This is a genomic window from Pyrobaculum islandicum DSM 4184 (assembly GCF_000015205.1).
Taxonomy (GTDB): domain Archaea; phylum Thermoproteota; class Thermoprotei; order Thermoproteales; family Thermoproteaceae; genus Pyrobaculum; species Pyrobaculum islandicum.
Map to the genome: position 1 here is coordinate 1,044,785 of NC_008701.1, position 12,910 is coordinate 1,057,694.

Genomic DNA, 12,910 nt, shown 5'->3' on the forward strand with positions numbered 1-12,910 from the left:
TCTGGCTTCTTAGGTCTCTCAGTCTTCTCAAAACCCCGCCCAGCCCCAGCAAGCCGGCAACCGCCAGCCTAAACTCCTTGCAGAAGGCGGAGGATCCCCTGACTCTAAAACTCCATACTCTAATTTAAATACTGCGCCGAGATGTTACATACTTACGCCGATAGAATATATATCGATAATTTTTTACGTCTGAATAATTCTCTATAATTCTCTACATGTGTTTGAAGACGTCGTGGGGGAGGAGATCTTGGCAGCCGCAGTCTTGCACAAAAGCGGCTTCGTCGTGAAATACGTGGGCTTAGACAGAGAGGTCTGGACTAGGCTGACGGCTGTGTTAAACAAGGCGAGAGAGCTGGCCTCCGCCTTCCAGGGGGAACCTCCTGGGCATAGACCTAGTCATGGATAGATACAGGGCGGCGGTTAGGGCGGGAAACAGCGTAGTCGCCGCCGTGTTGGCCAAGGCAGAGGTAGACCCCCAGTACCTAGACTACGTCGCCTTCCGGATCGTGGAGAAGTTCGAGGCGGAGCTCAAGTAGGCCTCCAGGAGCTCCCCAGCCCTCAACAGAGCCACCCCCCTGGGCTCCCCGCCCACCTTCACCGCCACGGCGGCGCCGCCCCTAGCCCTCCCCACGTACTCCACCCCCTCGACGGAGATATAGAACTCCTCCACGGCCTCTAGATACTTCTCCGCCGCCTTCAACATAGAGGCGATGAGCTCTGCGTGCCTCTCCTCGACGCCTTCAGCCTTTACAGCCGAAAGCCTCGCCCTTTAGGGCGGGGATGTGTACTTCAGTGCCCACCTAATCGGCACTAGGTCTCTCTTTTCTCTGAATCCACATTGACATACCATTGTTCTGTCGGGCAGTTGTGTCAGCTCGGAACCGCATACTGGACACACGGTGGACGGCAGACGCTTAAATCTGTACGGAATGCCGTACCACGCCAATTGGTTCGTCAACAAGTTGATAAAGCGACGGAGGTAGAGCATGTAGAGCTTGACAAGGTCGCTGGGCAGTTTCTCCTCAATCAGCTCCCTCCTGGACTCCTCCAACATGTCGTCGATCCAAACCTCCGCTCGGCGCTTCACGGCCTTCAGTGCCAATCTGTGCGCCGCCTTTTGCGCAAAGTCTCTGAGGTATGCGTAAAGCCGTCTCCTCTTCTGCTTTATCTGTCTCCACAGCTTCTTGCTGTCTCTGCCCTCGTGGAGACCAAGTCTCTCCAGCTTTCCGTATTTGTGCTCAAGTCTGACGACCTCGCTGTATAGCCGCTCTATGTATCCCAAGTCCGGTCTCACTCGCGCCCACTTTGTTGTTTTTCCGTCTCTGATCAGAGCCCACACAACGCCGTGTCTCCACGAATTGACGTCTACCACTAGGACGCTATTCGTCTGTATCAGCTCGACCTCACGCTCCGCCACCAGCGCTAGGTGCGGCTTCCCCCTCTTGAGACCAAGGAGGGCGAACTTCACGTCGCCGCCCTCGGAGACCCTGTCGTAGGCCCACTTCGGCATGGGCACCTCGGCGTGGCAGATAAACCTCAGCTTCACAACTCCTCTGTCGAAGTCCAACACGACGGGGGCCCCACCGTCGCCGATTTTTTGACCGTTCCCAATCCTAAGGGTTGTGAGAGGAAACCACGTTCTGGCAAGCCACCTCTTCGGCTCTGTGCCAAACGCGAGCTCATGCCTTCTTCTGTACAGCATTATTGACACCGTCTTGGGCAGATCCGGCGGCTCAACGCGGTATCCGCGGTGCGCCAGATTCGCCAACGCCATAAGCCGCTCCACGCCACAGTCCAGCTCCGGCAGTTTAAGCGCAATCGCTCTATAGCTCTTCATCCGGCACCAAGATGACGACAACGACCCTCTTTCCCAAGAGGGGTCTCAGCTCCGGCCTGTTGCCGATCCACACCTTGTAGTACTCGTACTTGTCCTTTCTATCCACTTGAACAGACCCGGTGTAGATGTATATCTTGTCCACAGAGAAGTTCACAGAAGCGATATATGTGCATTTCGCAGAAATACTTAAATTCTTCTGTGAACTGTATACAGAGCTACCGCGCGAGGGAACTGTGAGCGCGGTGGCCCCGCGGCCCCCCGGGGCCTGACGGTGATGCCCCAAGGATGGGGGCGTGGCTCGACAGCCCAGAGCCATGAAGAGGGTCGCCGGGATGCGGGGAGAGGGGCCGAACGTCGAAGAGATAAGAGGAGAAGGCCACAGAGCAGAGGCAAAGGTAGCCCCACGGCCATGCCCCTGACATTACAGCATACAACCCACACAGCAAAATATTTAAAGACAGACGTACACATGCCTATGCCAACGAAACCAAGAGGAATGACATCCCTGGAGATAGCGATAATAGTGGCGATAGTGCTGATAATAGCGGTAGCAGTAGGCTGGTACCTATACACCACATTCGTAGCCTCCACCACAGGACAGCCAAGACTAAACGTTGTGACGGCCACGCTGTATAGCAATGGCACTCTGAAGATCTTTGTAGTGAACCCTGGACCTGTAGATGTACAAGTGTCGGCGATTGAGCTTGCGGGACAAGTCCAGTCAGTGAACCAGAAGATAACGGTGGGTGGAAACGCCACGCTAACTGCCAAGTTCACAGGCCAGTGGACGCCTGGCACTATGTTGCCTGGCCGCGTGATTCTGTCTGGCGGCCAGAGCTTCCCGTTCAACGCGATCGTAAAGCCGTAAGTTCCCTCTTTTTTCCCATGGATTCTCTTGGTTTTTTGGTTGTTTTAGTGGTTGTCCTCGTCATCGCTTTTGTTCTTGGGTTTTGGCTTATCTCTAGCTTTCTGGTGGCTAAGGAGGAGTTTTCGCGGGTGTATTCCATCGCGGCTTATGTAGATGCGGGGGGTGGCTTCCTTCTGTGTGTCTACAACGCGGGTCCTCACGACTTCTATGGGAGGTGGCTGGTGTCTACGAAGTCTGGGAAGTCTGTGGAGGTCTCTCTCGCCGTGCCGGTTGGGAGGACTGTCGCCGTGAGGGGGTCTCTCGGCGAGTCGTTTACGCCGGGGACGTCGCCTGCGCTTATCCTCGTGACGGGCAGTGGGAGGGGGTACGTGGTTAACCCCATCGTCGTGCCGGACATAAGCTCGGTGAGTTGTGGATAGGGGGCTTCACCGTAATACATATATTTAAGGCCTATCGTGGGCCTATGAGGTGGCTTGTTCCTCTTCTGCTGGCGGCTCTGGCCTTCGCCTACGTGGTCCCCTCGGAGGGTCTCGACGTCTACTGGTGGGCCGCGCCCGACAGGGTGGCCGGCGTCGGCATAGATGGGAGAACTCTGTGGCAGATCGACGCGGTTTTTCCCCTGGCGGCGACGGACTCGGTGGGGAGGTGTGTGGCGGTGGTTAACAGGCCGTATCTCTACGTGGTGAGGCAACAGCCTATGGAGCTTAGGGTTTCTATTCCGGCTACTGTCCAGCTTTCTCCTGATCTCGTCAGCACTTTGAGCCAGTACGGCATCTCCTTCCCCAGCGCGGTTAACGTGGTGCTTAACTTCACAATCCCTCTTCCACCGCTTGTTTTGACGAGCGTCTACAAGACGTCGGTTGCCTCGCTTCACACGCCTTATGGCTACCCCCTGTGGGCCGTCTCGCTTGGGCCTAGGGTGAACGCCACCGCCGTAGCCACAAACTGCCGGGATGTGGCCGTGGGGACGATTTCGGGGGAGGTCTACGTGCTTAGGGATGGGAAGGTGTACGCCGTGTATACATACGGCGAGCCGGTGACCGCGCTTGCCTACGGCCGGGACGTCTTGTACGTCGGCACCGCCGGGGGCAAGATCTACGCCGGGGGGAGCCTCGTCGGGTCGTGCTCCGGTTCTGTGTACTACCTCACAGTGAGGCCGGACGGGAGCCCCGTGGCGCTCTGCTTCTCCAAGGGGGCGGCCCCCACGGTCGAGTACTACCCCTACGGCGTTAGGCTGACCCCCTCCTCCTACGTGGACTACGGGATAGATACGCCGAAGGTGCCGGCGGCGCTGAGCCAAGACGGCTCTCTCTTCGTCGCGGCTACCCAGGGCTACGTGGTGGCGTTTAGCGGGGGGCGCGAGCTGTGGAGGGCGAAGGCCCCCTCTCTGCCCACGGCGGTGGCGGCCTCCAACAACGGGTCTATCGTCGTCGTGGGCACCCTAGGCGGCGACGTCTTGGTGTACTGGAACGGGAGGGAGGCGGCGAGGTTCCTCGGCTCGGCCCCCGTCACCTCCGTCGCCGTATCCGCCGACGGGAGGGCCCTGGCGGTGGAGCGGTGGGACACGGTCTCCGGCTTTAGGATCGCCTTCGCCGCGGTGCGCGTCTCGGCGCCTCCCGAGTGCCTCCCCGCCGAGGTGCAGGTGGTGGTGGGCGGCTCGGTGTATAGGTATCTGGTGTCCGGCTCCGGCGTGGTGCTCCTTCCTGTAGGCGACGTGACGGTGGCGCCCCAGTACAAATACCTAGGCGACTTCAGATGCCGCCCCCTCGGCAACGTGACGTTGGCGGTGAGGGGGGACCTGGAGAGCCCCATCGAGATAGGCTACGTCAAGGAGTATAGGGTGCACCTCTCCCCTCCGAACATAACGAGGGGCCCCGCCTGGGCCGCGGGGCCAGCCACCTTCTTCGCAGAGCCCAGCGTAAACGTGCCGGTCTACAACTCGCCGGTTTCCTCCGGCCGTCTCGTCCTAGCGGGCTGGGAGGTAGACGGCAGGAGGATAGATCTGCCGACCCCCACCCTCTCCGTCAACGTGGCTGGGCCGACGACGGTCAAGGCCATATACAGGGTGGAGCTGCCCCAGGCCGTGCCTATAGACGAGCAGAGGCGCTACTGGCTGAAGACCGTGCTGGTCTTCGACGCCTTTGGGAACCCTGTGGCCTCCGGCGTAGCCCCCGAGGTGTCCACCTACCCGGTGGTGGTGAGGGGGGTCTACGTCGAGCAGTACAGGGTGCGCACCTACTACCCCGCCACTGTCAACGGCTCCGACACGCTGTGGGCCGAGGCCGGGACTAAGGCGGTGTTTTACGCCCCCGACGTGGAGTTTAGAAACGGGACGAGGCTTGCCTTCGTCAGGTGGAGGGAGGCCGAGTCGAGGGAGCGGACTCTTGCCGTCACCGTTGAGAGGCCGGTTACGCTTACGCCCATATACGTCACTCAGTACAGGGTGTGGGTGAAGCCGCCGGCTCAGGTGGTGGAGCCGCCAAACGCCACTTGGGCAGACCGCGGCTCTGTGATAAAGGTGGCGGCGCCCCCCGTGTTGAACCAGAGCGGCAACGTCAGAACTGTGGTTGGGCAGTGGCTGGTTAACGGCCTTCCCAACGCCACGGGCGCCGCAGCGTCGTTTAGGGTGACGGCGCCGCTCAACATAACCTACGTAACGAAGAGGCAGTACTTGGTGACCTTCGTCTCGGCCTACGGCACGCCGCCCCCGCCCATGTGGGTCGACGAGGGGTCCACGGCGTCTGCGGTGCCTACGCCGATGGACGTCTGGTCGCCCCCGCCGCTGCACTGGAAGTTCGCCGGCTGGAGAGACAAGGCGACGGGCACCGTCTACAGCTACCCCCAGATGCCCTACGTCTACGGGCCCGCTACCTTCGAGGCCGTCTGGGCCCTAGACCCATTGCCTCTAGCCGCAATAGGCGGCGGGGCGGCCGCGGCAGCGCTCGCCGTGTGGTTCATGAAGAGGAGGCGCCTGGCGAAGCTGATGGCCGAGGTGGCGGAGTAGAGGTCGGCGGAGCCACCACAAAATATTTATCCTTTCTTCAATCTTCTATACTGTGAGAGGTATGGAGTCTATCGACATGCTCATCGCCTTCGGCTTGGTGGCGGCGTTTATGTTGGGAGTATACCTGCTCTCCTACTATTTCACAGATGTGACAAAGCAGACGGAGCTTCAAGCCGCGTCGAAGCTAGATGCCCAGGAGATATTGAAGAAGATAGTTTCGTCTCCCGGCTCGCCGCCGGGTTGGACTGATATAAACAGCGTACAATCTCTTGGGCTTGCAGATCCACAACTCCCTGGTCAGCTTGACTCTAGAAAGCTTCTCGCCCTCGCCGAGGTCTCCGGCGTAACCGCAGAGGCGAATTGTACAATAAATACAGCGGGCCAGGACTACCCCGTAACTAAGGTGGGCTACGGCGTGTATCTATGGGGCGTGCCTACGCCACAGAGTGTAGACCCCGCTGTTTACGAGAGAATATTGAGGTCGCTCTTTGGCGACCAGTGGAATAAATACGACATTGAGATAGTTGCCAAGCCTGCGCTGAACATAAGTATCATGTTGCAGAGTAGCCAGGTTTTCATTAACATAAAGCCCCCTGGCGTATATAGCTACGACGTATGTTACGTCTATTGGGGCGCCGGCTCGCCTGTGTTACAACAGCAGGGGCTTCAGATAATAGGGGCGTACGTGTGGAGTGAAACGAGTCAAACAGGGAAAGACGTCAAAACGACATGGTATCTAAGAATAGATGTCCTGAATACGTATCCGTATGATGTAAACATAGTCGGCATTTCTCTCGGTAATGAGTTCAGCGACAGGCTCAATAAAGTCGTGAGGTCCTACTGCTCTGACTCTTTTAAATATACGCTTCCTGGCGCTCCCTCTTGTCTCCCGTCTTGTACGGTCACTGTGGCGTATACCCTAAACGGCGTAACTATTACTACATCTGCGCCTGTTGTTAACACACAGCCGTCTACCTTCAACCCAAGCTGTATCAAGCTAGAAAGTGCTGTTGCCCCACAGATCGACTGCACCTCTGGTGTTACAGACGAAAACGGCTATGGCGTAGCTTCTGTTGCAGGTGTGCCTAAGTTTGCGTGGGTTAACGCAAGAGGCGTAATGATGAAGTCGGTAAACTACACATATGGAGGAGTGGGGACGGTTTCGCTAGTCGGCTTGGTGGCTAGACCAGATGCAGGTGTCTACCTCATACATAGTAAACTTATTCAAAACGCTGGAAGGGGCGCAAGCCTATGTGGCTGCTATGACCCCGGAGTCTCCGCTTTAGGCTTAAGAGGTCTGTGGACTTACCTCGGCGGGCAGACCGTGCCGTTGCTGAATAATGTCGTGCTTAACCCTGCTTCTAGTATAAATCTCGCAGATTTGTGCCAAAGCGGGGATAAGGATAGAGGCGGTTGCCTTATCCCTTGGCAGTGGTTGGGCAGAGCCAAGTTTCTTATTGCGGCTGTGGAGCGGAATAGTAATGGCGACCCGCCTAAGTGCGGGGGCATCCCTCAGGAGGATGTGATTGTTATGCCACTCACTGGTGGCCTCCCGCCTCTCTACGAAATCCGTTTTGCCACCTGGAGGAGGTGGGCTGAGAGACGCCCAGAGGCTCTTGCAGTGTCTTACGCAAGTGCTCTGGCTGACGCAGGCGAGGTGACGTATAAAGTCGACCTGTGGGTGTTTAGATACCCATGAGGTGGGTTGTGGAGCTTGTATTTGCGTCTTTTCTCCTCGTGTTGGTGTTGGCTCTCTACAACTACACGGCGCCTAGCTCAATCGTGGTGCAGGCGGGGGAGAGAGGCCGTTTTGCCGAGCTTTCGCTTTTTGCCGTGCGGCTGGCCTCCAGCCAGGAGTTCCTCTTCCGGCTGTGGAGAGACTGGGACGGCGCGGTAGAACAGGCAAATGTAGAGGCCAAATCGGTTGACCCCCTGGCGTCTGTAGATGTGGCTCTTCCCAGCGGTGGCGCATGTCCGGCGGCCTCTGCGCCGAGGTTTTCGATATCGCTCGCGACTGTGCTTCCAAACGGCACGACCGTCTGTATAGTTGTGAAGTCATGAGGGGGCAGGTGATCCTCGTAACAGCTTTGGTAATCGCCTTGGCTATCTCCGCCGTATTGATCTTACAGTCGGCGGCGGTCTCTGCGCCAGGCTTCGGCGGCGTCAGAGCGGCGTATGGAGTATTTTCACGCGACGTGGCAAAAGCTGTAGACGCCGTAGCTTCCTACGTCGACTACGTCGGCACGATTTCTCTGCTCAATTTTACAGAAAACGCCGCCGCATATGGGCTACCTGCGGCAGGGCTTGACACATACTGTAGCTGGTTGCATATCAACAAGACTGCAGATATGGTAAACGCCTCGATGAAGTTTTTTGTAGCAAACAGAGCGGCCCTTGGCCTATCTGCAGAAATGCCCACGTGGTTGCGGAGGCCCAACTGCAGATCTATATTGTTCAAAAGCACGAACGGCCTCACCCTCGTGAACATAACTCTGTCTAAACCGCCTAACGGAACTGTGTTTAGAACCCCATTACCTCCGTATGTTGTTGCCGCTTGGCATATAGACAGAGGCATCTTGAGACCTATCTCTTCTTTTGCCATAATTCTGCCAAATAGAACCTATATGGCTTCATATAGTCTATCTATGGTTATGAACATCTCGCTTTTGGCTCTTGTAAATCTTAACATAACTAGGAGTCTTAGCGTAGGTGTCAGAGTACTCGGCGTCGATAGCCAATGTACGCCAGATGTGGTATGTGTAAATATTACTGTATCAAGACCATACGCATGGTCGGCAAAGTTTATAGCCCTCAATAGAACTATGTATCTGCAAGACGGTTGGACTATAAACTATACAGTGGCATATCCGAGAGTGAATGTAGTAAACTACACAGAGCGAAGCGCCGTGTATAGCATAAATACCCAGGGGCTTAACGAATACGTCTTAAAGGCGTACGTTGGCGGAATTCCGCTGTACGTTCTGCCAAGAGATTTCACATATATCTGCAAAAGCGGGGTGTTATCCAATGGTAAACCCTGGAGCTCTCTGAATAATCCTTCCCACATTCCAATTGTCCTCTATAATTTTACAAATAGTGCGGTAGTGAGCAAATTCAACACGATATATGCCAATGTAACAATCGTAGATGTGAAGATAAGGGATGCATCTATCACCTATTGGGTTATACATAGAAACGGATACCTCAATTTTACGGAGAACATATGTAGTAATGTTAAGGGGATTCTTCAAAGTTATGGTTTATACTGGCTGTACCCATGACGTCTCTTGAGTTGTTGATTATTACGGCTTTTGCGCTTCTGGCTATTTTTGCGGCTGTTCCGATTGTTCTTCAACAGATTTATCAATATCAGGCGTTGGTGGAGGCGCGTGCGGCTCTTGCCTTTCTTAACGTGTTGGCTGACGGTATAGAGTCGGATATGGGCGCGGCGTATGCGCAGAAGGTTTTGAATCTTCCGACGTTGCGCTTTGGTGGGTTGGACTACCGCGTTGCGGTTGTTGGTACGTGTGGAGGCGCGCCTGTGTATAACACCACGTTGATCTACCGCTCTCAGTATCTCTCTCTGTTTGGCCAGTTTAGAGGTACTGTGTGGGGGCGTGTTGTAGATGCTCCAGAGCCTCCGCTGGCGGTGTACGGCTGGGGAACTTCGGCGTCGTTGACGCCGCGTGTGGTTAGATATGGCAGAGTAGCGGTTGTGCTTAATATAACATATACGGCATCTCCTAGCGCCTCTGGGGCTGGGGTGTACTACGAGGTGAAGGCGCCGCGGGTCTACAGCGTGGATCAATGTACTATAGGAGTCCAAGGCGTCGACTCCGTCGTGGTTGTTCCGGTTAGGGTCGAATTGCGATGAACGCCTTACAGACCGCCGTAGCTATGGCTTTTGCTGGTGTTTTGGCGGTTATAATTGCGTGGCTTGTCGACGTGCAGGCGCAGGCTGTGTTTGAGGAGGAGGTGCGCGCCGCGGCGCAAGCTCTTCTAGATTCTGTGGCTAACCAGGTGAGGGTAGGCGTCTCTACGGCGTTGCTTCCCGGCGTCTATGGCTTTAGGCAACAGATGTCTTTGCCTAGCTATGCTCCGCCGTTTGACGCGTTTTACTACTCTATAACTTTTCGTAACGTCGGCGGCGTTTTAGTGGTCACTGTAGACATGACGGCGTATAGAGGCAAAGCGAGCGCCAGAGTCTCTGTTTCAAGAGCGGTCTATTACCTGGGCGATCTAGTAAAGCCCGAGGGGGTTGTAAAAGTGTATGCCGAGAAGGGGCAGAACTACGACTGCGCAGTTGGAGACTGGGTTGATCTAACGCGGGACGGTTGCTACACCAGTTGGGTTATGCCAAGTCCCTACTACGTGAGGTACTTCAACTACACTGTCGCACGGTGACTACGTCCCCTCTATTATCACGCCGGCTGCAAACAGCACGTTCCCCAGCTCCTCCGGGGTCGGCGGCATTCTGTAGGTGGCGGCGTGGCTGATTATCAAGGCCTTGAGGATCTCCCACTGTTGTGGATCCGCGCTGTATCTCCCGTAGCTCGTCTCCACGTGCCCGCCGGCGTATCTGGCGTAGAAGTCCCCCATCCTCAGCTCGTTTGGCCCAGCTCTGAGGCCGGCACTCTCGGCGTTTTTCAGCGCCTCCGAGGTGGCGTCTTCCCCGAATCTGGCCTTGTCCGCCGGGTTTATGTACGCCACGGCGCCTCTCCGTTTCGTAGTTAAAAAAGTATGTAGTAGTTGGTCTGGCGCCTCCTCCTCGCCACGCCTGCCGAGAGCGGGGCGGCGGGGGCCATGGCTATTAGGTCCTCCAGCTCGTATCTGTAATATATGCGGGTGGCTCTGTCTCCCCAGGGCACCTCGTACACCCCCGGCGCGACCTCTCGGCCTCTGGCGGGAGCCCAGGCCGTCGCCACCACGAGGCGGGCGGCCCTCTTAGCCTCCGCCAGAGCCCTCCGGGCGGCCTCGGGGGGCATGTGGTGTATCACCGCCACTAGGTAGGCGGCGTCGAAGGCGCCGTCTCTGAAGGGGAGCATGGTGGCTTCGCACTCCACGAAGTCCCCGCCTGGGCTGAGCCTCCTGTCGAGGTCGCAGTGCACCACGTAGGGGTGCTCGTGCTCTAGGTACCTCGGCTGCGCGCCGGTGCCCGACCCCACGTCCAACGCCTTTGGCCCAGCCGTGGCGAAGTCGGCCACCGGAAGAGGCCTAGCCCTCGTCGCGCCGTACTCCCGGCCTATGGCGAGGTAAGCCTCCCTAGCCCGCCTAGCCCACTCCATACGCAGCAAGCCACACGAGGAGGACAATAGAGTCTGCCGCACTCCTGGCGCCTCCGAGATCTTCGTCGTAGTAAACCGCCACATACATATCTATGTTGAAGTTTAAAAGCTAAGTACGCTCCTCCGGCGGCGCAACCTCTCGGTGGAGGGCGCCCGCGCTCCTGCAGATATAAGTGGGCCATCTCCGAGACGGCCACACACCCGGTACAAATGTTACCAGCAGGGTGGAGGCAGCGAAGGTCAAAGCGCTTTGGCTACCGCGTCTCTTAGCGCTGGCCAATGCCAGGCGTAGTATTCGCCGACACCGAGCGCGGGGTCTCTCGGCGGCCTCCCGCCTGCGATTGTCTCCGTCAGCTCCAACACTTTGTTGTACTTGTAGAGCAGTCTCTCCAGCCTCTCGGCTCCCGGCTTGTCGAGGACGTCTGGGTCTTCCACCGCCCGCTTGAGCAATTCAACAACTCCGAGCTTGGCGACCTCTCTCGCCATCTTGTCTACCCCCTCCCTCTTGACGATGGCCTTTACGTACCTCTCCACGTCCCAGCCCACCCTCTTCAAGTCGCCTACGCACCTGGGGTTTCCTCCGCATGTCCGCCATAGCGTCTCGAAGTCTATAGGCGGGTTGAGGGCGTCGTAGAGCTCTCTCCTCCCGCGCCAGATTCCAGACCATGTACGGATCGGCGTAGCCCTTAGGGAGTATCTTCTCGACAGCGGTGTACTCAGACGTAATGAGGACGACGTTGAGTGTTATGTTTCTGAGTTCTTCGTCCCTCAGGGAGGGGTGTTCCATTAGGTCCATGTAGTATTTGACCCAGCCGACTGGGTCGTCTCTGTAGGCTCGGTGGAATTCGTCCACAACGAGGAGTATGTCTTTAGAGGTCTTTTCTACGAAGTATAGGGCGATGTCTACCGCGGTTCTGGCCAGGAACTCGCCTACTTCGCCGGCCGCCGCCTTTGCGAATTTTGAAAGCGCCTCCTTCAGCCACTGCACCGCGTTTGTGAAGAGGGCGTTTCTAGCTCTCTTTGCCCTCGCGTTTATGTAGAGAACCACCACGTCGCCAAAGAGCTCCTCCGCCCTCTCCGCGACCTTCTGCGCCAACGTCGTCTTACCACAGCCGAGAGGGCCGTAGAGGAGAAAGGGGTAGGTATGTTGCTCCCCCATAACCTCCCTAAACCACCTAAGCTCCCGGACACGGCCGACGAAGATATCCACGTCTCTCCCTGTGGCTTGTTTTATATAGATTTTGTGTAGCGTTTTATCTGTGTCAAGTGTGGCGCGGGGGTATCGCGTTGTGGTGGGTCTACGGATCTCCCGGCGGTGGCTGTTGGATCTTTTTGGCCCATTCTTTGGTCTTCTGGGCGAGGTGTCGTATGTCTTTTTCGACGTTGCGTATGTCTGTGTAGCGGCTTGCGACCCCCTCTGAGTCTAGCCCGTTGTATTGGAACTCGTGGAGGTTTATCGCCAAGTCTGTAAGATATACTATCTCCACGCCGTATATGTCTGCTAGGATAGACGCGACCTCTCTAGCCCTCGTTGTCGGTATATATGCGATGATTATATCCGACTTTTGCCTGGCCTCTCCTGTTTTTATCTTTCACAACGCCGCCGAATCTGCTGGCGATTGCCTCTCTGTTTTGCGCCGCGGCGGCCGCCAGAAGCGCTTTCCAAGCCTGCCACGCCTTGCCTGCGGCGTTTCTCATAAGGCCCTGCTCTAGAAATCTAACGGCGAGCTCCGCCTCTAACACGGCCTCTTCTGTTCTCAGCTTGGCGTATTGTTTAGCACCGCGCCACGCATTGGAGGCGGCCAGGCGTCGAATGCCACGAGATAGCCCGCGGTAATGTATTTATGTCTTGTCGTAGCCGTTTCGCAGACGGCGGCGCCGGGCTTGGCCGCGTTGGTTTTTTAATGGTTTGTCAT

The 12,910-nt window shown here is 56.9% G+C and carries 19 protein-coding genes; 10 read left to right on the plus strand and 9 right to left on the minus strand.

Annotated elements, in window-relative coordinates; all coding sequences use genetic code 11:
- Window positions 1–217: 217 nt before the first annotated feature.
- Both PISL_RS05925 and PISL_RS10805 read left to right on the plus strand, forming a co-directional pair.
- Window positions 218–406: a hypothetical protein gene (locus tag PISL_RS05925; protein ID WP_053240368.1), complete on the plus strand. Its 189-nt coding sequence runs from the start codon at window positions 218–220 to the stop codon at window positions 404–406.
- Window positions 399–536 carry a hypothetical protein gene (locus PISL_RS10805; RefSeq protein WP_167827634.1) on the plus strand — a complete coding sequence of 46 codons (138 nt, stop codon included), beginning with the start codon at window positions 399–401 and terminating at the stop codon, window positions 534–536. The genes PISL_RS05925 and PISL_RS10805 overlap by 8 nt, the downstream gene beginning before the upstream one ends.
- Here PISL_RS10805 and PISL_RS05930 read toward each other — a convergent pair.
- The 3 genes from PISL_RS05930 to PISL_RS10810 form a co-directional block, all read right to left on the minus strand.
- Complete coding sequence (locus PISL_RS05930; RefSeq protein WP_053240369.1) at window positions 488–703, minus strand: hypothetical protein; 216 nt, start codon at window positions 701–703, stop codon at window positions 488–490. The genes PISL_RS10805 and PISL_RS05930 overlap by 49 nt on opposite strands.
- 66 nt (window positions 704–769) lie before the next feature.
- Window positions 770–1,837 carry a zinc ribbon domain-containing protein gene (locus tag PISL_RS05935; protein WP_011762899.1) on the minus strand — a complete coding sequence of 356 codons (1,068 nt, stop codon included), beginning with the start codon at window positions 1,835–1,837 and terminating at the stop codon, window positions 770–772.
- Complete coding sequence (locus PISL_RS10810) at window positions 1,824–1,991, minus strand: hypothetical protein (RefSeq protein WP_167827635.1); 168 nt, start codon at window positions 1,989–1,991, stop codon at window positions 1,824–1,826. The genes PISL_RS05935 and PISL_RS10810 overlap by 14 nt, the downstream gene beginning before the upstream one ends.
- Before the next feature lie 315 nt (window positions 1,992–2,306).
- Between PISL_RS10810 and PISL_RS05940 the strand changes: the two genes are divergently transcribed.
- The 8 genes from PISL_RS05940 to PISL_RS05975 all read left to right on the plus strand — a co-directional run bounded on the left by PISL_RS05940 (window position 2,307) and on the right by PISL_RS05975 (window position 10,113).
- A complete protein-coding gene (locus PISL_RS05940; RefSeq protein WP_245218330.1) occupies window positions 2,307–2,705 on the plus strand; it encodes a class III signal peptide in 399 nt (132 codons plus the stop codon).
- Between the two features lie 17 nt (window positions 2,706–2,722).
- Window positions 2,723–3,124 (plus strand): hypothetical protein, encoded by a 402-nt coding sequence (locus PISL_RS05945; RefSeq protein ID WP_011762901.1) that lies wholly within the window; start codon window positions 2,723–2,725, stop codon window positions 3,122–3,124.
- A gap of 44 nt (window positions 3,125–3,168) precedes the next feature.
- Complete coding sequence (locus PISL_RS05950) at window positions 3,169–5,709, plus strand: WD40 repeat domain-containing protein (RefSeq protein WP_011762902.1); 2,541 nt, start codon at window positions 3,169–3,171, stop codon at window positions 5,707–5,709.
- Between the two features lie 61 nt (window positions 5,710–5,770).
- On the plus strand, window positions 5,771–7,408 hold the full coding sequence (locus PISL_RS05955; RefSeq protein ID WP_011762903.1) for a hypothetical protein: 1,638 nt from the start codon (window positions 5,771–5,773) through the stop codon (window positions 7,406–7,408).
- A complete protein-coding gene (locus PISL_RS05960; protein WP_011762904.1) occupies window positions 7,405–7,770 on the plus strand; it encodes a hypothetical protein in 366 nt (121 codons plus the stop codon). Before PISL_RS05955 ends, PISL_RS05960 begins: the two co-directional genes overlap by 4 nt.
- Window positions 7,767–8,990, plus strand: coding sequence for a hypothetical protein (locus PISL_RS05965; protein WP_011762905.1), 1,224 nt, complete (start codon window positions 7,767–7,769; stop codon window positions 8,988–8,990). The genes PISL_RS05960 and PISL_RS05965 overlap by 4 nt, the downstream gene beginning before the upstream one ends.
- Window positions 8,987–9,583 carry a hypothetical protein gene (locus tag PISL_RS05970; RefSeq protein ID WP_011762906.1) on the plus strand — a complete coding sequence of 199 codons (597 nt, stop codon included), beginning with the start codon at window positions 8,987–8,989 and terminating at the stop codon, window positions 9,581–9,583. The genes PISL_RS05965 and PISL_RS05970 overlap by 4 nt, the downstream gene beginning before the upstream one ends.
- A 23-nt stretch (window positions 9,584–9,606) precedes the next feature.
- Window positions 9,607–10,113: a hypothetical protein gene (locus PISL_RS05975; protein ID WP_167827636.1), complete on the plus strand. Its 507-nt coding sequence runs from the start codon at window positions 9,607–9,609 to the stop codon at window positions 10,111–10,113.
- Here the strand turns inward: PISL_RS05975 and PISL_RS05980 are convergent, their stop codons facing one another.
- From PISL_RS05980 to PISL_RS11545, 6 genes are all read right to left on the minus strand, one after another.
- Window positions 10,114–10,419: a hypothetical protein gene (locus PISL_RS05980; RefSeq protein ID WP_011762908.1), complete on the minus strand. Its 306-nt coding sequence runs from the start codon at window positions 10,417–10,419 to the stop codon at window positions 10,114–10,116. It abuts the gene before it with no gap.
- Window positions 10,420–10,439: 20 nt separating this feature from the next.
- The gene (locus PISL_RS05985; RefSeq protein ID WP_053240373.1) at window positions 10,440–10,994 is read right to left on the minus strand and encodes a class I SAM-dependent methyltransferase; all 555 of its coding nucleotides are present in this window, start codon (window positions 10,992–10,994) and stop codon (window positions 10,440–10,442) included.
- 240 nt (window positions 10,995–11,234) lie between these two features.
- Window positions 11,235–11,480, minus strand: coding sequence for a hypothetical protein (locus PISL_RS11295; protein ID WP_245218332.1), 246 nt, complete (start codon window positions 11,478–11,480; stop codon window positions 11,235–11,237).
- A complete protein-coding gene (locus PISL_RS05990) occupies window positions 11,446–12,204 on the minus strand; it encodes an ATP-binding protein (protein WP_245218334.1) in 759 nt (252 codons plus the stop codon). Before PISL_RS05990 ends, PISL_RS11295 begins: the two co-directional genes overlap by 35 nt.
- 88 nt (window positions 12,205–12,292) lie before the next feature.
- Window positions 12,293–12,583, minus strand: coding sequence for a PaREP1 family protein (locus PISL_RS11540; RefSeq protein WP_342364426.1), 291 nt, complete (start codon window positions 12,581–12,583; stop codon window positions 12,293–12,295).
- The gene (locus PISL_RS11545) at window positions 12,516–12,737 is read right to left on the minus strand and encodes a PaREP1 family protein (RefSeq protein WP_280531755.1); all 222 of its coding nucleotides are present in this window, start codon (window positions 12,735–12,737) and stop codon (window positions 12,516–12,518) included. The genes PISL_RS11540 and PISL_RS11545 overlap by 68 nt, the downstream gene beginning before the upstream one ends.
- Window positions 12,738–12,910: the final 173 nt, after the last annotated feature.